Origin of the sequence: Streptomyces odontomachi (assembly GCF_024435355.1) — a bacterium.
Classification (GTDB): domain Bacteria; phylum Actinomycetota; class Actinomycetes; order Streptomycetales; family Streptomycetaceae; genus Streptomyces; species Streptomyces odontomachi.
In genome coordinates this window covers 1-25094 of record NZ_JAMJWG010000041.1, presented here as the reverse complement: position 1 = coordinate 25094, position 25094 = coordinate 1, and the positions used below count along the sequence as shown (strand labels likewise).

The following is a 25094-nucleotide window of genomic DNA, read 5'->3' as shown; positions in this document are numbered from 1 at the left end:
CCCGAGTGGTCGGGGACGAAAGCACCCGTAACCGTCCAGGACGTAGACGGCCCCATCGTCCCGTATCGGCGGGGACGTCCCCGCCAACGAGCCGGCTGCCGTGAGGTGACGGCCGGCGCCGTCCCCTGTTGGGGTGGGGTGGCGTCGCACGGTGCGGGCAAAACCTCGTATGGTCGAGGACGTGTTGGAGGAGATGCGGATACGGTCGCTCGGAGTCATCGACGATGCGGTCGTCGAGCTGTCGCCCGGCTTCACCGCCGTGACGGGTGAGACGGGCGCCGGCAAGACGATGGTCGTCACCAGCCTAGGGCTGCTACTCGGCGGGCGCGCGGACCCGGCGCTCGTACGGATCGGGGCCAAGTCGGCGGTCGTCGAGGGCCGGATCAGCGTGCCCGCCGACGCGCCGGCCGCCCAGCGGGCCGAGGAGGCGGGTGCGGAGCTGGACGAGGGCGCGCTGCTGGTCAGCCGCACCGTGTCGGCCGAGGGGCGCTCGCGTGCCCATCTCGGGGGCCGTTCCGTCCCCGTCGGGCTGCTTTCCGAGCTCGCTGACGACCTCGTGGCAGTGCACGGCCAGACCGACCAGCAGGGGCTGCTGAAGCTCGGCCGGCAGCGCCAGGCGCTCGACCGGTACGCGGGCGACACGGTCTCCGTGCCGCTCGCCAAGTACTCCGCCGCGTACCGCAGGCTGCGTGCCGTGGTCGTCGAACTCGACGAGATCACCACGCGTGCACGTGAACGCGCCCAGGAAGCCGACATGCTGCGGTTCGGCCTCGACGAGATCGCTGCCGTGGAGCCCCGCGCGGGTGAGGACGTCGAACTGGCCGCCGAGGCCGAGCGGCTCGGGCACGCCGAGGCGCTGGCGTCCGCGGCCGCGGCGGCGCATGTCGCACTCGCCGGGAACCCCGAGGACCCGGAGAGCGTGGACGCGACCACGCTGGTCGCCGGGGCGCATCGTGCGCTCGAAGCCGTGCGGGCGCACGACCCGGCGCTGTCCGCACTCGCCGACCGGATCGGGGAGATCGCGATCCTGCTGGGTGATGTCTCCGGCGAGCTGGCCGGGTACGCCGACGATCTCGACGCCGATCCGCTGCGGCTGGCAGCCGTCGAGGAGCGCCGTGCCGCGCTCACCCAGCTGATCCGCAAGTACGCCGCCGACGGGGAGGGCGTGTCCACCGTGCTGGACTGGGCCGCCAAGGGCGCCGTCCGGCTCACCGAGCTCGACTCCGACGACGACCGCATCACCGAACTCACCACGGAGCGCGATGCCCTGCGCGCCGAACTCGGCGTGTTCGCGCAGGCCCTCACCGATGCCCGGTGCGAGGCCGCCGCGCGGTTCGGGGCGGCCGTGACGGAGGAGCTCGCCTCGCTGGCCATGCCGCACGCGCGCGTGACGATCGACATCCGCCAGGGCGACGACCCGAACGGCGTGGAGGTGCACGGCCGCACCGTCGCCTACGGTCCGAACGGCGTCGACGAGGTCGAACTGCTGCTTGCCCCGCACCCCGGTGCGCCGCCCCGGCCGATCGCCAAGGGCGCTTCCGGGGGTGAGCTCTCGCGCGTGATGCTCGCCGTGGAGGTCGTCTTCGCGGGCACGGATCCGGTGCCCACGTATCTCTTCGACGAGGTCGACGCGGGCGTGGGCGGCAAGGCCGCGGTGGAGATCGGGCGGCGGCTCGCCCGGCTCGCCAAGTCCGCCCAGGTCGTGGTCGTCACGCACCTTCCCCAGGTGGCGGCGTTCGCCGACCGGCAGTTGCTGGTAGAGAAGACCAACGACGGATCGGTGACGCGGTCCGGAGTGAAGACTCTGGAGGGCGAGGACCGGGTCAGGGAGCTGTCCCGGATGCTGGCCGGACAGGAGAACTCGGAGACCGCGCGTGCCCATGCGGAGGAACTCCTCGCGGCGGCCCGGGCGGACGCCTGACCGGCGGAACGGCGCCCCGTGGGGGAGGGGCGGCACCCGGCTCCAACCAGCAGTAACCGGGCTGGAACCGGCAGTAACCCGGCTGGGACCGGCAGTGACCGGGCTGGAATCAGCGGTAACGCGGCTGGGACCGGCAGTAACGCGAGCCGGCGCACGCCGGGCCGCGAACCGGAGCCCGCCGGGCCGGAGAGTTCCCGAAGAGTTTCCGTCCGTACGCCGGAGCCCGGACCTACCGCCTCCGCACGCCGGGGTCTCTGGACGCATCCGTCCGAAATCCCGTGGCCGCATGGCGGGTTGCGTTCTCGCCACCCGGTAATCCCGTATATATTTGTGCTAAACGCATGCGTTCGCTATGTGAGTTGCCATCCTCACCCGGTGAATCCCAGGCGACTCGCCGGGGCGGCTCACTCGTGTGGGTGATTGCGCGCGGTGTGCACCGGTGCTGGCAGAGAGGGTTGACGGGCGACGCCGCACGCCCCCGGCAGGGGCACCCCGCTGTCGTACCGTGCACGCACCGTCCCGTCGCATTCCGCCGTGCGGTAACTCCCTTCGCGCCCTCACCTCAGGGATACCCCCCGGAGCCTCGTGCAGGGGGACCGTCGAGACCGGGGGCACGCCCACCGACGAACCAGGAGCCCCGCCACCGTGAGCAGCCACGCACCGCACGGCCAGTCGCCGTTGTGCACCGTGCAGGTGCTCGGCGAGGGCGGCGCAGGCGTGGGCTGCCACGTTCGCTCGCTCACCGCGGGCCTGGTGGCACGGGGCGTGCGGGTCACGGTGTGCGCCCCCAGCACGGCCGAACAGACCTATCGTTACACGGCGGCAGGGGCACGCCATGTGGTCGTGGCGGATCGCAACGACCCGGCCAGCGTGGCGGCGCTGCGCACCGCCTGCCTAGGCGCCGACCTGGTGCACGCGCACGGCCTGAACGCCGGCCTGCGTACCGCTCTCGCGCTCAGCGGCCGCCGTGTCCCCCTCGTCGTCACCTGGCACACCCACCCGCAGCCCGGAGCCGCACGGGCCCCCGTGCTGCGGCTGCTGGAGCGGCAGGCCGCGCGCGCCGCCGCCGTACTCCTCGGCGCCACGCCGGCCCTGGTCGACCGGGCGCGCGCCCGTGGTGCACGCGATGCACGGCTGGCCGCCGTCGCACCACCCGCGCAGCGGCGCCCCACGGCCGCGGACGGCCCGTGCGGACCTGGCTCCGCGCAGAAGACGCGTGCCGAACTCGGCGCCGTTGACCGCCCGCTGCTGGTCGCGCAGGGCGCTCTGGAGGCGCACCTCGGCTACGGCGTCCTGCTGGACGCCGCACGGACCTGGCGCGGTCTGGACCCTGCCCCACTGCTCGTCATCGCCGGAGACGGCCCCCTCAGGAGCCGCTTGCAGCACCGCATCGACGCCGAGCAACTGCCGGTGCGGTTGCTCGGCGGCCACGCGGACCTGTCCGAACTCCTGGCAGCCGCGGACCTCGCCGTCCTGCCGGCCGGGGCGGGAGGGCGCCCCGGGCCGGTGCGGGACGCCCTGCACGCGCGCGTGCCGCTCGTCGCAGCCGACTGCGGTGGCCTTGCCGAACTCGTCGGCGAGGCCGCGGCGCTCGTCCCCTGCGATGACGCCGCCGCGCTCGCCGGTGCCGTCGCGAAACTGCTCTCGGACCCCGAACGCAGGAGGCTCCTCGTCGGCAAGGGTGAGGAGCAGGCTGCGACCTGGCCGACCGAGGACCAGACGGTGGCCCAGGTGCTCAGCATCTACGACGAGTTGACCCAGTCGCGGGAACCGCTGGAACCACCTCGCTCATGACGCCGTCCCCCGGGACTGCCTCCGCCAGCGTCGACCGGCTCACTCGGCGGCGCGGAAATCGGTAGCGGCGCACTCGGTAGCGGCCTGCGCGGGGCCGATGTACTCGGTGTCGGAGCACGCGGACTCCGTGAGTTCGTCGAGGGCCGGCCGGAGCCGGTCGGCCAGGGCCGTGTCCCAGCGTGCGATCTCGGCCGCCAGCAGGTCGGCGGCGGCCTTGAGCGCCCGCCGCAGTTCGTTCCCGGCCATCGACCCGATGAGCGTCGCCTCCAGCGGTCCGGTCACTTCGTCCGGCAGCAGATGGGCGCCCTTGGCGTACACCGCGGGATGGTCCAGGCGGAGGCAGGCCAGCGTGATCAGATGGTCGCGCAGGGCGCTGATCCAGTGCTCGGCCTGCCACCGCCGGCCCCGCTCGATGCAGATGCGCGCATGCAGGGCATGGTGCCAGGCCAGTCCGATCAGCTTCTCCCGATCGGGCGGGGCGAACGGCGGGAGTTCCGCCGTCCGTCCGAAGACCGTCCGCCATTGCGGCCCCCGCGGGCCGAACTCGGCTTCCGGGGAGAACGTGAGGTCGACCTCCAGCCAGTCGGGCAGGAGGAAGACGCGGATGGTGCCGGGTGACGACGCCAGGTCCCAGTGGTGCAGGGCGCCGAACTCGGCGTAGAGCCGGCCGGTCCAGGAGTCGACCGTGGGTGCGAGGGCACCGCGCACGGCGAGCACCAGATCGATGTCCGACCACGGGTCGCCCCGTCCGGTGGCGAGTGAACCGGTGAGTGCGGCGCCCGTGATGGCGCCGTCCGTCCTGGCGAGGTCGAGCAGCCGTTCCCGGACGTCGTCCCTCTGGGGGGAGGGCACCATCGCGTTGTCTCCTAGGTTCCCGTCGGGTTCCCGTCGCGTTCCCGCGGCTTCCCGATCGAACGATGACATGGGCGCTGGCCTGCGGATTCGGGTTCCGGGCCGGGGCGCGGCCGCCGCCCGACGAGGAGTACCGCGCAGGCAGCGGCGGTCAGCAGCCCGCCGGCGAGGAAGGTGCCCCGCACGTCGGCGAGCGGCAGGACCAGTCCGCCGAGGGCGGCGCCTGCCGCGATACCGGCGTTGTAGGCGCCGGAGTTGGCCGCGAGCGCGAGGTCCGTGCGGCGCGGCGCGCACCGCAGCATCTCGTTCTGGGTGGCCATGAACACCGGCCCGAGTGCACCGCCCATCAGCACCAGGAACACCACCGCCGCCACCGGGCGGGTTCCGGCCGCGTACAGGCCGAGCATGCCCACCGCCTGCGTGGCCACCGCCGTGGTCAGCGCGGCATGCGGAGAGCGGTCCAGCCATGCGCCGGTGATGCTCACCCCGACCAGGCACGCCACGCCGAAGGCCATGAACAGGGCGCTGACCCTGCTCGGGGAGAACCCGCTGACGTCGCCCAGGAACTTCACGAGGTAGGTGTATCCCGCGAACGCCCCGGTGGCGGAGAGCGTTCCGGCCGCCAGCACCGTCCGGAAGCGGCGGGCGTCGGGACGGGGCGCGTAGGCGGCGGGCTCCTGTTCCGGACGCGACGTCGGCAGCAGCGCGGCGATCGTCACCAGCGAGACAAGCCCCAGGGCGGCCAGCGCTGCGATGGGCGCCTGCCACCCGCTCCGCTGGCCCCACCAGGTCCCGGCGGGAACACCGAGCACCAGCGCGAGCGAACCGGCGACGGACAGCGCCCCGATCACCCGGCCCCGGACCTCAGGCGCGAACAGACCGACCGCGACCGGGCCCATCACCGCCCAGAACAGCGCCTGGGCCAGCGCGGTCAGCAGCCGTGCCGCCAGCAGTAGCCCGTACGAGGTCGCCAGCGCCGCAACCAGACTGGACACGACCAGCGCGGCCAGCAGCCCCGTGAGCACCCGGCGGCGCGGCACGGTCCGCATGAGGTGCGCGAGCGGCAACGACGACACGGCCACCGTCACGCCGTAACCGGTGACCAACAGGCCGACCGCTGACACCGACACCCGCAGGCTTTCGGACATCAGCACCAGGAGGCCGACCGGCAGGTTCTCCGCGGTGTTGAACGTGAACGCGGCCAGCATCAGGGCCACGAGCACGGCCATCCGGTGCCAGGGCGCCGGCGACGCTGGTGGCGTGGCCGTGGCCGTACAGCCGCCTCCCGCCCTGGACCCTTCCTGCTGCTCCGTGGCCCCTTCCATGGCGGTACCTCACCGGGCCCACCAGGGCCACCGCAACCGAATTCCGCCGCCGAGGGCGGGCCGGGCCCGTCAGCTCCCGTACGCTCCGGCCGCCGTCAGACGCAGGGCCGTGTCGATCAGCGGCACATGGCTGAACGCCTGCGGGAAGTTGCCGACCTGTCGCTGCCGAATCGGGTCCCACTCCTCGGCGAGCAGTCCCAGGTCGTTGCGGAGCGCCAGCAGCTTCTCGAACAGTTTGCGGGCCTCGTCCACCCGGCCGATCATCGCCAGGTCGTCGGCGAGCCAGAACGAACAGGCCAGGAAGGCGCCTTCGTCGCCCTCGAGACCGTCGACGCCGACGTCGTCGCCCGTGGTCGGGTACCGCAGGACGAAGCCGTCCGGGGTGGACAGCTCACGCTGGATGGCCTCGATGGTGCCGATGACGCGCTTGTCGTCCGGCGGCAGGAAACCCATCTGGGGAATCAGCAGCAGGGAGGCGTCGAGCTCCTTGGAGCCGTAGAACTGCGTGAAGGTGTTGCGCTCCTTGTCGTAGCCGCGCTCGCACACATCACGGTGAATGTCCTCACGGAGCTGACGCCACTCCTCCAGGGGGCCGTCCACGTCACCGGACTCGATGAGCTTGATGGTGCGGTCCACCGCGACCCATGCCATCACCTTGGAGTGCACGAAGTGCCGCCGCGGGCCGCGCACCTCCCAGATGCCCTCGTCCGGCTGGTCCCAGTGGTCCTGGAGGTACTGGATCAGCTTCAGCTGGAGCGCCGAGGCGTAGTCGCTGCGGGCCAGGCCCGTCATGTGGGCCAGGTGCAGGGCCTCGGTGACCTCGCCGTAGACGTCGAGCTGGAGCTGCTGGGCGGCGCTGTTGCCGACCCGCACGGGGCCGGACTCCTCGTAGCCCGGCAGCCAGTCCAGCTCGGCCTCGCCCAGCTCGCGCTCGCCCGCGATGCCGTACATGATCTGGAGGTTCTCCGGGTCGCCCGCGACCGCCCGGAGCAGCCACTCACGCCAGGCGCGTGCCTCCTCGCGGTAGCCGGTGCGCAGCAGCGACGACAGGGTGATCGCGGCGTCACGCAGCCACGTGTAGCGGTAGTCCCAGTTGCGCATGCCACCGATCTCCTCGGGCAGGGAGGTGGTCGGGGCGGCGACGATACCGCCGGTGGGGGCGTAGGTGAGCGCCTTGAGGGTGATCAGGGAGCGGACGACGGCCTCCCGGTAGGGACCGTGGTAGGTGCACTGGGCCACCCACTCGCGCCAGAACTCCTCCGTCGCGACAAGCGCCTGCTCGGTCTCCGGGAGCGGCGGCTGCGGCTTGTGCGACGGCTGCCAGGAGATCGTGAACGCGATCCGCTGGCCGGGGGCGACGGTGAAGTCCGCGTACGTGGTGAGGTTCTCACCGTAGGTCTCGACGGACGTGTCGAGCCAGACCGAGTCGGGGCCGGCCACGGCCACCGTGCGGTCGTCGGTCCGGTGCACCCACGGCACGATACGGCCGTAGGAGAAGCGCATCCGCAGCGCCGAGCGCATGGCCACCCGGCCGCTGACCCCCTCCACGATGCGCACCAGCTGCGGGGCGCCATCACGCGGCGGCATGAAGTCGATCACACGGACGGTGCCGCGCGGGGTGTCGTACTCCGACTCCAGGATCAGCGACTCGCCCCGATAGTGGCGGCGGGAGGCCGCCGGAGGCTCGGTGCCGTCGGCGTAGGCGGGGCCCAGCCTCCAGAAGCCGTGCTCTTCGGTGCCGAGGAGGCCAGCGAAGATGGCGTGCGAATCGAAGCGGGGCAGGCACAGCCAGTCGACCGTGCCGTCCCGGCAGACCAGGGCGGCGGTCTGCATGTCTCCGATGAGTGCGTAGTCCTCGATGCGCCCGGCCACGTACATCTCCAGTCAAACGGACTTCGGTCGCCCCAGACGGGGCGCTCGGTTGTCGGCGGTCACAGCATCAATTGCAGTCAAAGCATCAAATATAGGGAGGCCGACCGGCGCGCTTGAAGCACCGGCGGGCTTCCGTACCGGGACATGGCGGGGTGTGCCCTTTGCCGGCGGCTCTGCAGCAAGTGTCCGAGCAGAATAAAGCGCGTTGGTGATCGCGTGCACCTCACACCTGAGATCGTGGTGTCACGATTGAGTACGGGCCGGCGCTCGTTTCCGGCCGTGTACGCGCCAGCGCGGAGCGTGCCCGCGAGCAGCCTCTTTCCGTCACTGTTACCCTGGTAGCCCGTGGACCGGTGGGCTCCTTCCCAACTTCCAACCGAAAGCGTCCGGCGACGGCTGTCAGCAGAGGCCGCCGGCGACGCTACCGCGATGGGCGAGAGACGAGACCCCCGAGCCGCAGCGCAGGCACCTGGTGGAGATCTCAGGACCAGGCAGCCGCTACGACTTCAGACCGCGACCACGGGAGCCCCGTCTTGGCCATGCCGAACCGACTGCCGACCTCCGCAACCACCAAGCACATCTTCGTCACCGGAGGCGTTGCATCCTCCCTCGGCAAGGGCCTGACCGCCTCCAGCCTGGGCGCGCTCCTCAAGGCGCGAGGGCTGCGCGTCACCATGCAGAAACTGGATCCGTATCTGAACGTGGATCCGGGCACCATGAACCCCTTCCAGCACGGTGAGGTGTTCGTCACCAACGACGGCGCCGAGACCGACCTGGACATCGGGCACTACGAGCGCTTCCTCGACGTCGACTTGGACGGCACCGCCAACGTCACCACCGGCCAGGTGTACTCCCAGGTCATCGCCAAGGAACGGCGCGGCGAGTACCTCGGTGACACGGTGCAGGTCATTCCGCACATCACCAACGAGATCAAGCACCGCATCCGCCGGATGGCCACCGACGACGTGGACGTCGTCATCACCGAGGTCGGCGGCACGGTGGGCGACATCGAGTCGCTGCCCTTCCTGGAGACCGTCCGCCAGGTGCGGCACGAGGTCGGCCGGGACAACGTCTTCGTGGTGCACATCTCCCTGCTGCCCTACATCGGCCCGTCCGGCGAGCTGAAGACCAAGCCCACCCAGCACTCCGTCGCCGCGCTGCGCAACATCGGCATCCAGCCCGACGCCATCGTGCTGCGCGCCGACCGCGAGGTGCCCACCGCGATCAAGCGGAAGATCTCGCTCATGTGCGACGTCGACGAGGCCGCGGTGGTCGCCGCCATCGACGCCAAGTCGATCTACGACATCCCCAAAGTGCTGCACACCGAGGGCCTCGACGCCTACGTGGTGCGCAAGCTCGACCTGCCCTTCCGCGACGTCGACTGGACGACCTGGGACGACCTCCTGGACCGCGTCCACAACCCCGACCACGAGATCACCGTCGCCCTGGTCGGCAAGTACATCGACCTGCCCGACGCCTACCTCTCGGTCACCGAGGCGCTGCGCGCCGGCGGCTTCGCCAACAAGGCCCGGGTCAAGATCAAATGGGTGGTCTCCGACGACTGCCGCACCCCGGCCGGGGCGGAGCGGCAGCTTGGCGACGTCGACGCGATCTGCATTCCGGGCGGCTTCGGCGAACGTGGCGTGAGCGGCAAGGTCGGCGCGATCCAGTACGCACGTGAGCAGGGCATTCCGTTGCTCGGCCTCTGTCTCGGCCTCCAGTGCATCGTGGTCGAAGCGGCCCGCCACCTCGCCGGGATCACCGACGCAAACTCCACCGAGTTCGACGCCGCCACCCCGCACCCCGTCATCTCCACGATGGCAGAACAGCTCGACATCGTCTCGGGCGAGGGTGACATGGGCGGCACCATGCGCCTGGGGATGTATCCGGCCAAGCTGGCCGAAGGCTCCGTGGTCCGCGAGGTGTACGACGGCAAGGAGTACGTCGAGGAGCGCCACCGCCACCGCTACGAGGTGAACAACGCCTACCGGGCCGAGCTGGAGAAGAAGGCCGGCCTGCTGTTCTCCGGCACCTCCCCGGACGGCAAGCTCGTCGAGTACGTGGAGTACCCGCGCGACGTCCACCCCTACCTGGTCGCCACCCAGGCCCACCCCGAGCTGCGCTCCCGCCCGACCCGTCCGCACCCGCTCTTCGCCGGCCTGGTGCGGGCCGCGGTACGCCGCAAGACGGAGGCGTAGGTCCCGTCCGTCGGCGGGCCGGAGCCGGTCGACCCGCGCCGAGCGGGTCGGGGGCTCGGGCCCGCTCGGCGCGTCCGTGCCGGCCCGGCGTCGACCGTGTCGACCGGCTGGTTCGCGCGGACCCGGCGTGTTCTGTGCCGACCCGGCGTGGTTCGTGCGGACGGTCGCGGCGCAGGTGCGGAGGCGTCCGGGGCGGGTCCGCCGCAGCCGGGCGATACGGTGATCCGGGGCGCTCCTTTTGTGGGGCCTGCCCCGGTTTCCGGTCGCGCGTGTGGAGGACAGGGCGTTATGACGATCAAGGACACCCCCGAGGAATGGCAGATCACGGCCAGCGAGACGCCCTTCGTGGGGAACAAGACCTCGGTCCGCACCGACCAGGTCGTCATGCCGGACGGCTCCGTCGTGGGACGCGACTACCAGGTGCACCCTGGCTCGGTCGCCGTTCTCGCCCTGGACGACCAGGACCGCGTCCTGCTCATCCGCCAGTACCGCCACCCCGTGCGGCAGAAGCTGTGGGAGATCCCCGCGGGCCTGCTCGACATCCCCGGCGAGAATCCGCTGCACGCGGCGGAGCGCGAGCTCTATGAGGAAGCGCACGTCAAGGCGGCGGACTGGCGCGTACTGACCGACGTGTACACGACGCCGGGCGGCTGCGACGAGTCCGTGCGGATCTTCCTCGCCCGCGATCTGTCCGAGGCGGAGGGCGAGCGGTTCGCCGTCGAGGACGAAGAGGCCGACATGGAGCAGGCGCGGGTGCCCGTCGACGAGCTGGTACGCGGCGTGCTCGCCGGTGACCTGCACAACAACTGCCTGGTGGTAGGGGTTCTCTCGCTCGTCGCCGCCCGCCAGGGGGACGGGCTCGAGGCGTTGCGGCCGGCGCTGGCGAGTTGGCCGGCGCGGCCCTTCGAAGCGTGAGGCCCGGGGCTGCGCCCAGGGCCTGGGGCGGCCTCTTCGACGTCGGCCCTGACGTGGCATCGCGCCCCTGATGCGGCGGCGCGCCCCTGACGTGGCGTCGCGCCCCTGGTGGGTATCCCTGCGGGGTGCCTTGCCCCTTTGTGGGTGGTGGGGGTGGTGGGGGTGTGCGGGTTTCGTCGTGGTTGGTTGCGCAGTTCCCCGCGCCCCCATTTCTGGTGCCCTTGGCCGTGGGGTTGCCGGCTTGTCGGCGTGGCCTGCTGGCTGCCGCCTGCTAGCAGCAATTTCCAGCCACCCGACGGCGACCCCACGGCCAAGGGCACCAGAAAGGGCGCGGGGAACTGCGCGCCCAGCCAGGCCGAAACCCGCACACATCCACCACCCAGAGGGGTGTATCCAGCCCTCAACCCACCAAGCAGGTAATCCGTGTGGCCCGTTCGAGGCACGGTGGGCGCGGCCGGTCAGACCATCGCCTGATCCGATCGGGCGATGGTCTGCGTTGCGTGCAGCCGTTCGTGTCGGGGAGCTGAACTAGGCTCTGACGCGCCCCAGCCGACCGTGGCGGGCGGCAGTGCGTGCTGGGACGGGAGTGTGGCCCGTGACGGATCAGGCGGTGGACACCGGCGGCATCGAGGTACCGCAGCAGGGGCAGCGCGGTGCCCCCGCACCGTCTCAGACGGCCCCTCCCTTCATCGGCCGTGCACAGGAGCTGAAGGAGCTGTGGGCCGACATCGGCCGCGCCGGACTCGACACCTTGGCGGGCCGCAAGGCCCCCCGCGCCCGGGTCCTGCTGATCGCCGGCCGCCCGGGCTCCGGGCGCACCGCGCTGGCCGAGGAGTTCGCCGGCCGGGTCACCGGCCCCGGCAGCCGCTACCCGGGCGGTGTACTCCGCGCCCGGCTGACCGAACCCGACGGCACCCCCGTGCCCACGGCCGACGTCGCGCGCACCCTCCTGGGCGATCTGCACCTGTCCGCGGCGCCGGGTGCCACCGAGGACGACGTGACCGGAATGCTGCGCGACGCCCTGGTCGAGCGGCCCAGCGTGCTGCTCCTGGACGACGCCGCCCACGCCGAGCAGGTCGACCCGCTGCTGCCCGACACCCCCCACTGCCTGGCCGTGGCCGTCTCCGAAGGCCCGTTGACCGGTATCCCCGATGTGCGCCCCTGCACGCTCGGCGGGTTGGACACCCCGTCGGCCGTGGCGCTGCTGAGCCGCTTCACCGGCTCCGTGCGCATCACCTGCGACCCCCGCTCGGCCGAACACCTGGCCGAGGAGTGCGGCCGGATGCCCGCCGCGCTGCTGCTCGCCGGCGGCTGGCTCAGCGCCCGGCCCCGGGCCGCCGTCGCTGACCTGGCCAAACGGCTGCGCGAGGCACCGGCACGCGGCGACGGATCACCGCTCGCACGTGTCTTCGCCTTCGTCTACGCGGAGCTGCCGACGCCCGCCGCGCGCGTGCTGCGACTGCTGAGCCTGGCGCCGGCCGGCCTCGCCGACCCGCAGACCGCCTCGGCGCTGGCCGGCTGCTCCGTCACCACCGCGCACGACGTCCTGGACGACCTGGCCGTACTCGGACTCGTCCGGCCGGCCGGCACACCACTGCCGCAGTACGAGGTGCCCGGCTGCCTGATGCCGCTGCTGCGTCGCCGCACCGAGGCCCAGGACCGTCCCGCGGAGCTACAGCTCGCCCGGGCCCGCATGCTCGAGCGGAACGTCACCCTGCTCCAGTCCTGCCGGGCCCTCACCGAACCGGCCGGCTCGGCGGCCCGGCGCAAGCACGCCGCGCTCCCCAACAGCCTGCGCTTCCCGAGCCGGACCGCCGCCGCACGCTGGCTGCGGATCCGGCAGCCCGCGCTGCTCGCCGCCGCCCGGGCCGCGGTCGCCGAAGGCGACCTGGACACCCTGGCCCGGCGGCTGATGGCGGCGCTGGCGCGGGCGCTCACCGCCCACCAGGGCACCGAGGCCGCGGCCGCCGAGCTCTACGGCATCCATGCGCTCATGCTGTGCGTCACCGAGCGCCGTGGACTCCACCGTGAGCAGGCCGCGGCCCTGCTCAACCTCGCGGACCTGGACGCGCACGCCGGCCACACCCGGGCCGCGCTGGCCCGCTACCGCGCGGCCTTGGACGCCGGGCGCCAAGCGCAGGACCCGTACGCCACGGGCCGGGCCATGGAATCCATCGGCGCCGCCTACCAGGAGCTGTTGGACGCCCAACGGGCCGTGGACTGGTTCGGCCGCGCCCTGGCGCAGTGCCTGGCACGTGACGAACGCCACGACGCGGCCCGACTGTACGGGCGCATCGCCGGGGCCCAGGTGCAGGACGGACGGTACGCCGAGGCGCTGCGCAGTTGGCGTGCCGCGGTGGCCGGCTTCCGCAAGGCGGGTGACCTGGCCGGCCAGGCACGCGCCCTGAGCGAGTTGGCGCGCACCCAGGAGTACGCGGGGCGCTACGAGGAGGCGTTGCGTACCGGCCGGGAAGCGGTGGAGGGGGCGCGCCGCGCCCATGACGAGCGGTTGCAGGCCGCCCTCCAGCTCCGGCTCGCCGATGCTTTCGAGCGCCTCGGCGACCCGGTGGCCGCCGGGCTGCACCGGGCGGCCGCCGAGCGGGTCCTGGGAGGAGAAGCCGGAGAAGAAGCCTCCGACGGCTGCACCGCACCCGTTTCCGGGGTTTGCGGGGATTCCGCGGACTCCGGGGATTCCGGGGATTCCGGGGACTCCGGGGACTTTGAGACTTCGGGGGGCTCGGTGGACTTCGGCGGCTCTGAGGACTCGCTGGGCTCCGGGGCCTCCGAGACCGCTGAAACCGCCCGGGGCCCCGTTCGCGATGGACTCTTCCGCGGGCCCGGCGGGTCTCGCGGCGCCCCCGCCGACGGCTCGGCGACCGCGACGACCGCCCGCCCTCCGATCACCCCCGAACCCCGGACCCGCCCGGCGCACGTCCCGGGCCGCCGCCGGGATGACCAGCCGGATGACCTGGCGGCCGGCGGGGATGACGGCGTGGACGTAGCCGCAGACGCAGGAGACGGCCTGGAGGAACGCCGTCATGACGCCCCGGCGAGCCGTCGACGGGGGGATGCGGAAGACGGCAGTGATCGCGCGGAAGACGGCGGCGACCGTGCGGAAGGCGGTGGCCCGGAGGGCGACGCGGGCGGCAGCGGGAAGGGGCGCCGGCTCGATCTTCCGGCGAGCCGCCGGGAGGGGCACGCGCCGGATCACCCGGAAGACTCAGATCGCCCGGAAGACCCGGAAGACCCGGAAGACCCGGATCACCCGGCCTTCGAGGACGCGGGCACCGCACCCTCGCCCGGAATCGTCCCCGGCCCGGCGCCGGCACCCAGCGCGGCGCCGGGACAGCACGTCACGGCAACGGAAGAAGACGTTCCGGGCGACCCCGGAACGGCGTCCGGGCCGGCCCCGCAGCAGCCTCGGGACGCGTCCCGGCCCGATACGCCCGATACGCCACCTAGCACCTGCGAATCTCACAGTGCATCCGCCCCATATTGAGCGTTTGAAAGGCTAGACACCAAGGAAGCCTTCATTAGACTGGCTCCGCCGCAGTGTTCTGCTGCATCTCCCGTTACGCGCCCTGCGTCCGGGTGTGTCATGCATTGCCGTGATTGATTTTCTGAGCCAAGGACGTGATCGACGATGAAGGTCGGCATCCCACGCGAGGTCAAGAACAACGAGTTCCGTGTGGCCCTCACCCCCGCCGGTGCGCACGAGCTGGTGCGCCACGGCCACCAGGTCCTCATCGAGCGGAACGCGGGTGCCGGCTCCTCGATCACCGACGCCGAGTACGTCTCGGCCGGCGCGCGGATCCTCGACACCGCGGACCAGGTCTGGCTCGAGTCCGACCTGCTGCTGAAGGTCAAGGAGCCGATCGCCGAGGAGTACCACCGGCTCCGCAAGGACCAGGTGGTCTTCACCTACCTGCACCTGGCCGCTTCCAAGGAGTGCACGGACGCGCTGCTGGAGGCGGGCAGCACCGCCGTCGCCTACGAGACCGTGGAGCTGCCCGGTCGTGCGCTGCCGCTGCTCGCCCCGATGTCCGAGGTCGCCGGCCGCCTCGCGCCCCAGGTCGGCGCGTACCACCTGATGCGCCCGGCGGGTGGGCGCGGCGTGCTGCCGGGCGGCGTGCCCGGTGTGCTCGCGGGCCGTGCGGTCGTCATCGGCGGTGGCGTCTCCGGCTGGAACGCGGCGCAGATCGCCATCGGCATGGGCTTCCACGTCACCCTGCTCGACAAGGACATCCACAAGCTCAAGGAGGCCGACCGGATCTTCGGCACGAAGATCCAGACGGTGGTGTCCAACGCCTTCGAGCTGGAGAAGGCCTGCCTCGCGGCGGACCTCGTCATCGGTGCCGTCCTCATCCCGGGCGCCAAGGCGCCGAAGCTGGTCACCAACGAGCTGGTGTCCCGGATGAAGCCCGGAAGTGTCCTTGTCGACATCGCGATCGACCAGGGCGGCTGCTTCGAGGACTCGTATCCCACCACGCACGCCGAGCCGACCTTCGCGGTCCACGAATCGGTCTTCTACTGCGTCGCCAACATGCCCGGCGCCGTCCCCAACACCTCCACGTACGCGCTGACCAACGCCACCCTGCCGTACATCGTGGCGCTCGCCGACCACGGCTGGCGTGAGGCCATGCGCCGCGACCCGGCCCTGGCCAGGGGGCTCAACACCCATGAGGGCAAGGTGGTCTACAAGGAGGTCGCCGAGGCGCACGGCATGGAGCACACCGAGCTGGACGCGCTCCTCGGCTGACGACTGCCGAGCGCCGGCCGGCGGCGGTCACCGTCAGCCGATGCCGGCACCCACGTCAACGCGCGTCGTCAACGCGCCCGCACCGGCCGGACCTTACGAGCGGTCCGGCCGTCGGCGTACGGATGTGCGGAGCGCCACGTTGCGCACTGCATGGCGACGTTCTGCGCCCATGGCTTGTTTCAACTCGCCTCGAACGTAACCCTTTAACCGATTCGTACACCCGTGAAAGCCGGTGAACGCCCGCTGTGCGCCCTTGACAGCGGGGTGTTCGGTTGCCGACACATCGCACCGGGTCCGGCGGATTGTGTTGCTGCGGACCGGTGACACGCCATAGAGTCGCCAACCGTCGGCATGGTGCCACGCTGACCTATTGAGAAGTTTCCTGGTCACCAAGGAGGTAAGACGACTTGTGAATGAGTCGACATTTTCTCCCGGGGGTGGGCAACCAGGAATGTCGGTGGGGGCAGCTCCCACGCCGTCACGGCAGTGGGGGAGGGTCCAGGGCCCCACGGGGCTTGAGGCCGTCGACTCCGTCAGTTCTGTTGCGGTACGCACCTTCGCAGCCCACCAGAGTCCGCAGGCAACCCCGCCGCAGGCACAGACAGCACCCCAGAGCATGGATGGCCATCACGTGAACGCCATGGCCGGCGACCGGAGTGGCGACAGCCGTAGCCACTTCGCCGACTACGACGACCTGCCCGAAGGGCACTTCTACGACCCCGACGCCGAATACGAGCCCGATCCGGAGTACGCGGCCACGCTCGCGCCCGACGCCGCGCGCCAGCGCCGTGAGCGCGTCGGCCCCACCGGCCGCCCGCTCCCGTACTTCCCGATCCCCGGACCGCTGACCGACCACGGCCCGGCCAAGATCATCGCGATGTGCAACCAGAAGGGCGGCGTCGGCAAGACCACGTCGACCATCAACCTGGGTGCCGCGCTCGCCGAGTACGGACGCCGTGTCCTGCTCGTCGACTTCGACCCGCAGGGCGCCCTCTCGGTCGGCCTGGGCGTGAACCCGATGGAGCTCGACCTCACCGTCTACAACCTGCTCATGGAGCGGGGCATGGCGGCCGAGGAAGTGCTCCTGAAGACCGCCGTGCCCAACATGGACCTGCTGCCCAGCAACATCGACCTGTCGGCTGCCGAAGTGCAGCTGGTGTCGGAGGTCGCACGCGAGTCCAGCCTCCAGCGCGCCCTCAAGCCGCTGATGGCCGACTACGACTACATCGTCATCGACTGCCAGCCGTCCCTCGGCCTGCTCACCGTGAACGCGCTGACCGCGGCGCACAAGGTGATCGTTCCGCTGGAGTGCGAGTTCTTCGCGCTGCGTGGTGTGGCGTTGCTCACCGAGACCATCGAGAAGGTCCAGGAACGGCTCAACCCGGAGCTGGAGCTCGACGGCATCCTCGCCACCATGTACGACTCGCGCACGGTACACAGCCGCGAGGTGCTGGCCCGGGTCGTGGAGGCTTTCGACGATCACGTCTACCACACGGTGATCGGCCGCACGGTCCGTTTCCCGGAGACCACGGTCGCCGGTGAACCCATCACCACGTACGCCTCCAACTCCGTCGGCGCCGCCGCCTACCGTCAGCTCGCCAGGGAGGTGCTCGCCCGGTGTCACGCCGAGTGAGTCTGCCCGGGGCCGACGAACTTTTCCGTACCACCGGGGGGATGGCGCTCCAGGCATCCACGCCGAGGCGTCAGACCAACGGCGAACCGCGGGTGCCACCACCCGCGGGTGAGAGCGACGCGGCCGCGGCCAACGAGGGCCGACTGCCGCCGGGCACCCGGCCGGCCGGCTCCGACCGGACCGAGGGCGCGCCGGGCGCCGGGAGCGATGACGCCGAGCACTCCACGGCGGACGCGGACCAGAACGCCGGCGAGTCCCGCAGCCGCGCCGGGGAGCGGACCGCCGAGGCCGAGCGCGGCGCGCGCCGTCCGGCGGTGGAGGCCCCGGTCCCGGCGGCCGGACAGCAGGCACGGCCGGCGAACGCGTCCGCGGCGGCTGCCCAGTCGCGCAAGCGCGGGCGGGGCGCCGGGCGCAGGCCCAGCGGGCGGGAGCGGCACGACGAGAAGATCACCGTCTACGTGTCCGCCGAAGAACTGATGGACCTCGAACACGCCCGGCTGGTGCTGCGCGGTGAGCACGGTCTCGCGGTGGACCGCGGCCGCATCGTGCGCGAGGCGGTCGCGGTGGTCCTCGCCGATCTGGAATCACGCGGGGACGCGAGCATCCTCGTGCGGCGGCTGCGGGGACGGTAGCCGGTAGGCGGTAGTCTCAGGGGCTCCCCCTCCCGCCTGTTTGGAACGTTGATGAGCTCGGACGATGTTGAGTCGGCGCCGCCGGGGGCCGGGGGACGCCCCGGACGAGCCCGGCGCACACTGGGGCGGGGCCCCGGAGCCGCTCCTGCCCCGACCGGGGCCACCTTGCCCGCGCCGCCTCATCCCACCGAGGAGACGCCTGCGGACGACCTGCCGGGAAGCAGCTCCGCACAGGACGGGCGCACGGAGGCGGGGTCCACGGAGACCGTCGGCGGGCCGCCCACCCCAGACGCGGTAACGCCTGCGGCCGAGCCCGAGCCCGAGCCCCAGCCCGAGCCCCAGCCCTCGCCCGAGCCGCTGTCCGCGCGCGAGAGCGAAGTGACCGGCGGCACCGGCGGATCCGGTGCGGCGGCCGATGAACCCGACGGGCCCGAAAAGTCCGACGAGCCCGGTGAGTCCGATGAGCCCGCCGAGTCCGACGAGTCCGACGGCCGGGTCTTCAAGGTCCGGCTGGTGAACTTCGAGGGCCCCTTCGACCTGCTCCTCCAGCTGATCTCGAAGCACAAGCTCGACGTGACCGAGGTGGCGCTGTCGAAGGTCACCGACGAGTTCATGGCCCACATCAGGGCCATGGGGCCCGACTGGGACCTCGACCAGACCACCGAGTTCCTGGTGGTGGCCGCGACGCTGCTGGACCTCAAGGCGGCCCGGCTGCTGCCCGCCGCCGAGGTCGAGGACGAGGCGGACCTGGCACTCCTGGAGGCGCGTGACCTGCTGTTCGCGCGCCTGCTCCAGTACCGGGCGTACAAACAGATCGCGGACATCTTCCAGAGCCGCCTGGACGCCGAGGCCTTCCGCTACCCCCGTACCGTCGGCCTTGAGCCGCACCATGCGGAGCTGCTGCCCGACGTGGTCATCAGCATCGGCCCCGAGGGGTTTGCGAAGCTCGCCGTGAAGGCGATGCAGCCCAAGCCGGAACCCCAGGTGTACGTCGACCACATCCACGCCCCCCTGGTGAGCGTCGTCGAGCAGGCGGAAGTGGTCGTGGCCCGGCTGCGCAAGGAGGGCGAGGCCAGCTTCCGCTCGCTGGTCGCGGACGCCGCCGACACCCTCACCGTCGTCGCCCGGTTCCTGGCGTTGCTGGAGCTCTACCGGGAGAAGGCGGTGGCGCTGGACCAGGAGGATGCGCTGGGCGAGCTGATGGTGCGCTGGACGGGCGGGGACGGGGACGTACGGCCGGCGGTCACCGACGAGTTCGACCGGGCTCCGGAGGCGGCCGCGCAGGACCGAGCCGAGGAGGCCAGGAAAACGGGATGAGCACGGGTACGGACACCGGCACAGAGTCGACCCCCGACGCGGAGCCGGGCCCCGGCACGTCGAGCACGCCCACGGGCGACGAGACGGCCGCCACGGGCGACGAGACGACTGCCACGGGCGACCAGGCAGCCGCGGAAGCCCCGGCGGGGACGCAGCGCGGTGGGGTGCCCGAGGGCTCGTCCGCCGTGGCCGAGCTGCCTCTCAAGCCGGCTCTGGAGGCCGTTCTCATGGTGGTCGACGAACCGGCCAGGGAGGAGCACCTCGCGAAGATACTCCAGCGCACGCGGCGGCAGATCGCGGATGCGCTGCGGGAACTCGCCGACGAGTACACCGTGCAGGGCCGCGGGTTCGAGCTGCGCCTGGTCGCCGGCGGCTGGCGGTTCTACACCCGGCCCGCGTACGCGCCCGCGGTCGAGGGCTTCGTCCTGGACGGCCAGCACGCCCGGCTCACCCAGGCCGCCCTGGAGACCCTCGCCGTGGTCGCCTACCGCCAGCCGGTCAGTCGCTCCCGGGTCTCCGCGGTGCGCGGGGTGAACTGCGACGGCGTCATGCGCACCCTGCTCCAGCGCGGGCTGGTGGAAGAGGCGGGCACGGAACCCGAGACAGGTGCGATCCTGTACAGGACGACGAACTACTTTCTGGAGCGGATGGGCCTGCGCGGCCTGGACGAGCTCCCGGAGCTCGCGCCCTTCCTCCCGGAGGCGGAGGCGATCGAGGCCGACACGCAGGAAGGCGTGCCGTCGTTCGATCCGGACGCACCGGATCCCGAGGACGGAAACGACAAGACGGAACTGTGATGCGAAGCAGCGGCAGCAACAGCGGACGAGGCAATCCCAGGGGACGAGGCAACCCCAGGGGAGCCGGCGGCACCTCCAGGTCGACCGGCGGGCGCGACGCACGCTCGGGGACCGCCCAGGGCGGCACCCCCAGACAGCGCTCGGGCCGGCCCCGCCCCGAGGAGCGCCGCTACGACGTGGGCGGCGCCCGCGACGGCCAGACGCCCCAGAAGGGGCGGGGGACGGCGGCACGCGGCGGCGCCAAGGGCGGCCCCAAGCAGTCCCAGCGGCAGGGCGGCGGCCGTACGGCGCCTGCGCGCTCCCGCGAGTACGAGGCGCGCGCCGAGGAGCGCGCCCGCGAGCGGTACGCCGCGGGCGAGGCCAGGGGCGCCGGGCGGCTCGCGAAGGACCGCTCCGGTGAGACGCAGGAGGGCGAGCGGCTCCAGAAGGTGCTGGCCCGGGCGGGATACGGCTCGCGGCGCGCCTGCGAGGAGCTGATCGAGCAGTCCCGTGTCGAGGTCAACGGCAGCATCGTCGTCGAGCAGGGCCTGCGGGTCGACCCGCAGGCGGACGAGATCAAGGTCGACGGGCTGACCGTGGCCACGCAGTCGTTCCAGTTCTTCTCGCTGAACAAGCCCGCAGGGGTGGTGTCCACGATGGAGGACCCTGAGGGCCGCCAGTGCCTCGGTGACTACGTCACCAACCGCGAGACCCGGCTGTTCCACGTCGGGCGGCTCGACACCGAGACCGAGGGCGTCATCCTGCTCACCAACCACGGCGAGCTGGCCCACCGCCTGACCCACCCGCGGTACGGCGTGAAGAAGACCTATCTGGCCGCTATCCAGGGCCCCATCCCGCGCGACCTGGGAAAGCGCCTCAAGGACGGCATCCAGCTCGACGACGGGTACGCGCGCGCCGACCACTTCCGCGTCGTCGAGCAGACCGGCAAGAACTACCTGGTCGAGGTGACCCTCCACGAGGGCCGCAAGCACATCGTGCGCCGGATGCTCGCCGAGGCCGGCTTCCCGGTCGACAGGCTGGTGCGCACGTCGTTCGGGCCCATCACCCTGGGCGACCAGAAGTCCGGTTGGCTGCGGCGCCTGTCGAACACGGAGGTCGGCATGCTGATGCGCGAGGTGGAACTCTAGGCCCTCGCGGCCCAGGGGTGCGCCCGGCGCACCTGAAGGGGCGCGGGGAACTGCGCGACCAGCCACGACGAAACCGTCAGGTCGTCACCGTCCGGGTGGGGCTGTTTCTGTTGTAGCCGGACCACCGGCCGGTGGTGGGCTGGCCGCGCAGTTCCCCGCGCCCCTTTTTTGGCGCCTCAGGCGCCCCTCGCGCCCCGCCGTAGAGCCGCGTCCCGGCGTAAGGGCTTGTGGACGTGCGTCCGGTTCTTTATAGTCGAGGTGACTATTAAAGGGTGAGCGAGGGGCGCCGGGCGCCGGCGCTCGCGTTGTGGAGGGGGAGGGGCATGAGTGGGCTCGGCAAGGTGCTCGCGCCGTTGCAGGAACCTCTGGTGACGCTGCTCGACACCCCGATCAGCTGGACGGAAGTCCTCGGCTTCGGCAGCGGTGCGCTGTGCGTCTGGCTCGTCGCCCGCCAGCACATCGCCAACTGGCCGATAGGCATCGCGAACAACCTCTTCTTCATCCTGCTGTTCACCAGCTCGGGCCTGTACGCGGACGCCGGGCTCCAGCTGGTCTTCATCGCCCTGGCCGTCTGGGGCTGGTGGACCTGGGCCCACGGGGGTGGTCCGGGCTCCACCGAGCTTCCGGTGTCCCGCACCGGACGCGCCGAGTGGGCCTGGCTGACCGCCGCCGGCCTGGTGGGCACGCTCGCCCTGACCCTGCTGCTGGACCGCGTCACCGACTCGACGGTGCCGTTCTGGGACGCGCTGACGACCGCGCTGTCCCTGATGGCGACGTACGGGCAGTGCCGCAAGCTCCTGGAGTCCTGGTGGCTGTGGATCGCGGCCGACGTCGTCTACATCCCGCTCTACGCGTACAAGGACCTCTACCTGACCTCGCTGCTCTACGTGGGCTTCCTGGCCCTGTGCGTGGTGGGCCTGGTCGGCTGGCGGCGCGAGCTGGTGGGGCGCGGGCGGGGGCTGGGGGAGACCGGCGCCCAGGCGGCGGCATGAGCGGCGGCCGGAAGTTCCGGCACGGCCTGGTGCTCGGCAAGTTCTACCCGCCGCACGCCGGCCACCACCACCTGGTACGGACCGCGCTGGCCCGGTGCGACCACCTCACCGTGCTGGTGTGCGCCGCGTCCGTGGAGTCCATCCCGCTGGCGGAACGGGTCCGCTGGATGACCGAGGCGCACGGGACGGCCTGGGTCGAGGGCGTCGTGGACGACGTCCCGATGGACACCGGCGACCCCGCGATCTGGGACGCGCACATGGAGATCTTCCGCGCCGGCGTACGCCACCGGCCCATCCCCGTGGACGCCGTCTTCACGTCGGAGGACTACGGCGACGAACTGGCCAGGCGGTTCGGCGCACGGCACGTATGCGTCGACCCGGGACGCGCCCGGCACCCGGTCTCCGGCACCGCGGTCCGCAAGGACCCCGTGGCCCACTGGAGCACGTTGAGCGCCTCGGTACGGGCCTGGCTCACCCGGCGCGTCGTCGTGCTCGGCGCCGAGTCCACCGGCACCACCACCCTGGCCCGCGCACTCGCCGCGCACTACCGCCGCCGCGGCGGCGTCTGGTCCCGCACGCGCTGGGTGCCCGAGTACGGGCGCGAGCACAGCGCGGCCAAGCTCGCCGCGCTCCGCGCCGTACGCCCCGGAGCCCCCTGGTCGGAGGTCACGTTCGGCTCGGACGAGTTCCCGCTGATCGCCGCCCGGCAGAACCACCGCGAGGACCACGCCGCCCGGCACGGCTCACCGGTCCTGTTCTGCGACACGGACGCCTTCGCCACCACCCTCTGGCACGAGCGCTACCTCGGCGGCAGCCACCCCGGCGTCGCCGCACTCGCCGACCGCGGCACCCACCACCTGTACCTGCTCACCGACCACGAGGGCGTGCCCTTCGAGGACGACGGCCTACGCGACGGCGCCGAGCTACGGCCCTGGATGACCCGGCGCTTCCACGACGAACTGACCCGCACCGGACGGCCGTTCCGGCCGCTGACCGGCAGCCCCGCACAGCGTCTGAAGACGGCCGTGGCGGCCGTGGACGAGTTGCTCGCCCGCGGCTGGGACCTCGCCGACCCCCTCCCGGAGCGGCGGTGACCGGCACCGACGGCCCGGCCGGACCGGGTGGCGAGCGACCGGCGCGCGGGCTGGAAGGCGCGCCGGAGGGCTACGACAAGTACGCCTTCGAACCGTTCGCCGTCACCGTCGACCTGGCCGTGTTCACCATCCGCACGGGCCGGCTGCACGCCCTGCTCGTGCAGCGTGGCGAGCCGCCGTTCCAGGGCCGCTGGGCGCTCCCCGGCGGCTTCGTCCGCCCGGACGAGTCCGCCGGTGACGCGGCACGGCGCGAGCTGGCCGAAGAGACCGGCCTGCCCGAGAACACCGTGACGGCCCTGCACCTGGAACAACTGCGCACCTACAGCGATCCCGCACGTGACCCCAGGATGCGTGTCGTCTCCGTCGCGTACACGGCGTTCGTGCCCGACCTGCCGGAGCCGCGCGGCGGTGGTGACGCCGCACGGGCCGACTGGCTGCCGTACGGCGCTTCCTCGGCCGCCCCCGGGCCGCTCGCCTTCGACCACGACACGATCCTCGCCGACGCCCACGAGCGGGTCGGCGGCAAGCTCGAGTACACCAGCCTGGCCACCGCCTTCTGCCCGCCCGAATTCACCCTCGGCGAGCTCCAGCAGGTCTACGAGACCGTCTGGGGCACCGCCCTGGACCGCCCCAACTTCCGGCGCAAGGTGCTCGCCGCCCCCGGCTTCGTCGAGCAGATCCCCGACGCCTGGCGCCTCACCGGAGGCCGCGGCAAGCCGGCCGCCCTGTACCGCGCGGGACCGGCCACCACCCTGCATCCACCGTTTCTGCGACCGGAAGGACACCCACGTTGAACGCACCCGGCCGGCCATTCGACGGCCACCCCACCCGACGCTCCGCCGCCAAGCGGCCGGCGACCGGCGCCCTCGTCGGCCTTGCCCTGGGCGATGCGCTGGGCTTCCCCACCGAATTCAACGACGTGCCGGGCATCCTCGCCAAGTGCGGGCCCTGGCGTGCGATGCGACTGCCCGACCCCGCCTTCGTCACCGACGACACCCAGATGACGCTCGCGCTCGCCCGCGCACTGCGCACCGCCACCGAGGCGGCGCCGCTGGGACCGCGGGGCATGGAGCGGCCGGCTCGGGAGGAGTTCGTCGCCTGGTACCGCTCGCCGGAGAACAACCGTGCCCCCGGCAACACCTGCCTCACCGCCTGCGGTCTCCTCACCGACCCCCACCTGCCCTGGCAGCGGGCCAGCCAGGTGCACTCCAAGGGCTGCGGGGCCAACATGCGCGTGGCGCCGCTGGGGCTCATACCGGGGCTCGACGAGGAACAGCGGGCCGGCGCCGCCCAGTTGCAGGCCGCGCTCACCCACGGCCACCCGACCGCGCTGGCCGCCTCCGACCTGACGGCGCACGCCGTGTGGCTGCTCGCCCAGGGCACGGAGCCCACCGGCCTGGTCGGACGCCTGCGCTCCTACGCGATGGACCACCGCACCCGCTACCACGAGCGCTGGCTCGGCGAGCTGTGGACCCACGGCACGTACGGCATGGACGGCGGCCCGCAGGAGTTCATCGCGCGCGGCTGGGACGACTGCCTGGCGGTGCTCGACCGGCTCCGGCAGGCGCTGGCAGGCCCGTCCGCCGCCTCCCCGGAGACCGATCCGTGCCTGGCCACCGGCGCCGGCTGGATCGCGGAGGAGGCGCTCGCCACCGGTCTGCTGTGCTTCCTGCAATTCGTCGACGAGCCGGTCACCGCACTGCGCCGCGCCGCGTGCAGCTCCGGAGACTCCGACTCGATCGCCTGCCTGACCGGCGCGTTCGCGGGCGCCCACCACGGCGCGGACGCCTGGCCCGACCCGTGGGCACAGCGCGTCGAGCACCACGCCGAACTCATGGCCCTGGGCCGGCTGTGGGACGGGGGGAT

At 72.2% G+C, this 25094-nt stretch carries 17 protein-coding genes and 1 pseudogene; 15 read left to right on the top strand and 3 right to left on the bottom strand.

Going from position 1 to position 25094, the window contains the following annotated elements; all coding sequences use genetic code 11:
- The first annotated feature begins 169 nt into the window (after positions 1-169).
- Both recN and NQO67_RS41495 read left to right on the top strand, forming a co-directional pair.
- Positions 170-1921 (top strand): DNA repair protein RecN, encoded by a 1752-nt coding sequence (gene recN / locus NQO67_RS41500; RefSeq protein WP_255955783.1) that lies wholly within the window; start codon positions 170-172, stop codon positions 1919-1921.
- A 645-nt stretch (positions 1922-2566) separates the two neighbouring features.
- A complete protein-coding gene (locus NQO67_RS41495; protein ID WP_308295749.1) occupies positions 2567-3715 on the top strand; it encodes a glycosyltransferase family 4 protein in 1149 nt (382 codons plus the stop codon).
- Positions 3716-3754: 39 nt separating this feature from the next.
- On the opposite strand, the gene NQO67_RS41490 is transcribed toward NQO67_RS41495, so the two are convergent.
- The 3 genes from NQO67_RS41490 to NQO67_RS41480 all read right to left on the bottom strand — a co-directional run bounded on the left by NQO67_RS41490 (position 3755) and on the right by NQO67_RS41480 (position 7764).
- Positions 3755-4570, bottom strand: a complete 816-nt coding sequence (locus NQO67_RS41490) for a nucleotidyltransferase domain-containing protein (RefSeq protein ID WP_255955780.1) — start codon at positions 4568-4570, stop codon at positions 3755-3757.
- A gap of 11 nt (positions 4571-4581) precedes the next feature.
- Complete coding sequence (locus tag NQO67_RS41485; RefSeq protein ID WP_255955792.1) at positions 4582-5775, bottom strand: MFS transporter; 1194 nt, start codon at positions 5773-5775, stop codon at positions 4582-4584.
- Between the two features lie 186 nt (positions 5776-5961).
- On the bottom strand, positions 5962-7764 hold the full coding sequence (locus NQO67_RS41480; protein ID WP_255955779.1) for a glycoside hydrolase family 15 protein: 1803 nt from the start codon (positions 7762-7764) through the stop codon (positions 5962-5964).
- Positions 7765-8303: 539 nt separating this feature from the next.
- Between NQO67_RS41480 and pyrG the strand changes: the two genes are divergently transcribed.
- The 13 genes and pseudogenes from pyrG to NQO67_RS41415 all read left to right on the top strand — a co-directional run.
- Entirely contained in the window at positions 8304-9962 is a 1659-nt protein-coding gene (gene pyrG / locus NQO67_RS41475; RefSeq protein WP_255955778.1) for a CTP synthase, read from the top strand.
- 288 nt (positions 9963-10250) lie between these two features.
- A complete protein-coding gene (locus NQO67_RS41470) occupies positions 10251-10877 on the top strand; it encodes an NUDIX domain-containing protein (RefSeq protein WP_255955777.1) in 627 nt (208 codons plus the stop codon).
- Between the two features lie 595 nt (positions 10878-11472).
- Positions 11473-13506 (top strand): annotated as a pseudogene (locus NQO67_RS41465) (tetratricopeptide repeat protein); the annotation flags it as partial.
- 1014 nt (positions 13507-14520) lie between these two features.
- Positions 14521-15636: an alanine dehydrogenase gene (gene ald / locus NQO67_RS41460; RefSeq protein ID WP_255955776.1), complete on the top strand. Its 1116-nt coding sequence runs from the start codon at positions 14521-14523 to the stop codon at positions 15634-15636.
- A gap of 451 nt (positions 15637-16087) precedes the next feature.
- The gene (locus tag NQO67_RS41455) at positions 16088-17269 is read left to right on the top strand and encodes a ParA family protein (RefSeq protein WP_255955775.1); all 1182 of its coding nucleotides are present in this window, start codon (positions 16088-16090) and stop codon (positions 17267-17269) included.
- Positions 17254-17901, top strand: coding sequence for a hypothetical protein (locus tag NQO67_RS41450; protein ID WP_255955774.1), 648 nt, complete (start codon positions 17254-17256; stop codon positions 17899-17901). Before NQO67_RS41455 ends, NQO67_RS41450 begins: the two co-directional genes overlap by 16 nt.
- A 51-nt stretch (positions 17902-17952) precedes the next feature.
- Positions 17953-19218, top strand: coding sequence for a segregation and condensation protein A (locus tag NQO67_RS41445; protein ID WP_255955772.1), 1266 nt, complete (start codon positions 17953-17955; stop codon positions 19216-19218).
- Positions 19215-20015 carry an SMC-Scp complex subunit ScpB gene (gene scpB, locus NQO67_RS41440; RefSeq protein ID WP_255955771.1) on the top strand — a complete coding sequence of 267 codons (801 nt, stop codon included), beginning with the start codon at positions 19215-19217 and terminating at the stop codon, positions 20013-20015. Before NQO67_RS41445 ends, scpB begins: the two co-directional genes overlap by 4 nt.
- Positions 20015-21142 (top strand): pseudouridine synthase, encoded by a 1128-nt coding sequence (locus NQO67_RS41435; protein WP_255955770.1) that lies wholly within the window; start codon positions 20015-20017, stop codon positions 21140-21142. Before scpB ends, NQO67_RS41435 begins: the two co-directional genes overlap by 1 nt.
- Before the next feature lie 323 nt (positions 21143-21465).
- The gene (gene pnuC, locus NQO67_RS41430) at positions 21466-22134 is read left to right on the top strand and encodes a nicotinamide riboside transporter PnuC (RefSeq protein WP_255955769.1); all 669 of its coding nucleotides are present in this window, start codon (positions 21466-21468) and stop codon (positions 22132-22134) included.
- Positions 22131-23228, top strand: a complete 1098-nt coding sequence (locus NQO67_RS41425; protein ID WP_255955768.1) for an AAA family ATPase — start codon at positions 22131-22133, stop codon at positions 23226-23228. Before pnuC ends, NQO67_RS41425 begins: the two co-directional genes overlap by 4 nt.
- Before the next feature lie 50 nt (positions 23229-23278).
- The gene (locus NQO67_RS41420; RefSeq protein ID WP_255955791.1) at positions 23279-24022 is read left to right on the top strand and encodes an NUDIX hydrolase; all 744 of its coding nucleotides are present in this window, start codon (positions 23279-23281) and stop codon (positions 24020-24022) included.
- The coding region (locus tag NQO67_RS41415; RefSeq protein WP_255955766.1) for an ADP-ribosylglycohydrolase family protein at positions 24019-25094 on the top strand (1076 nt) is incomplete at its 3' end. The genes NQO67_RS41420 and NQO67_RS41415, both read left to right, overlap by 4 nt.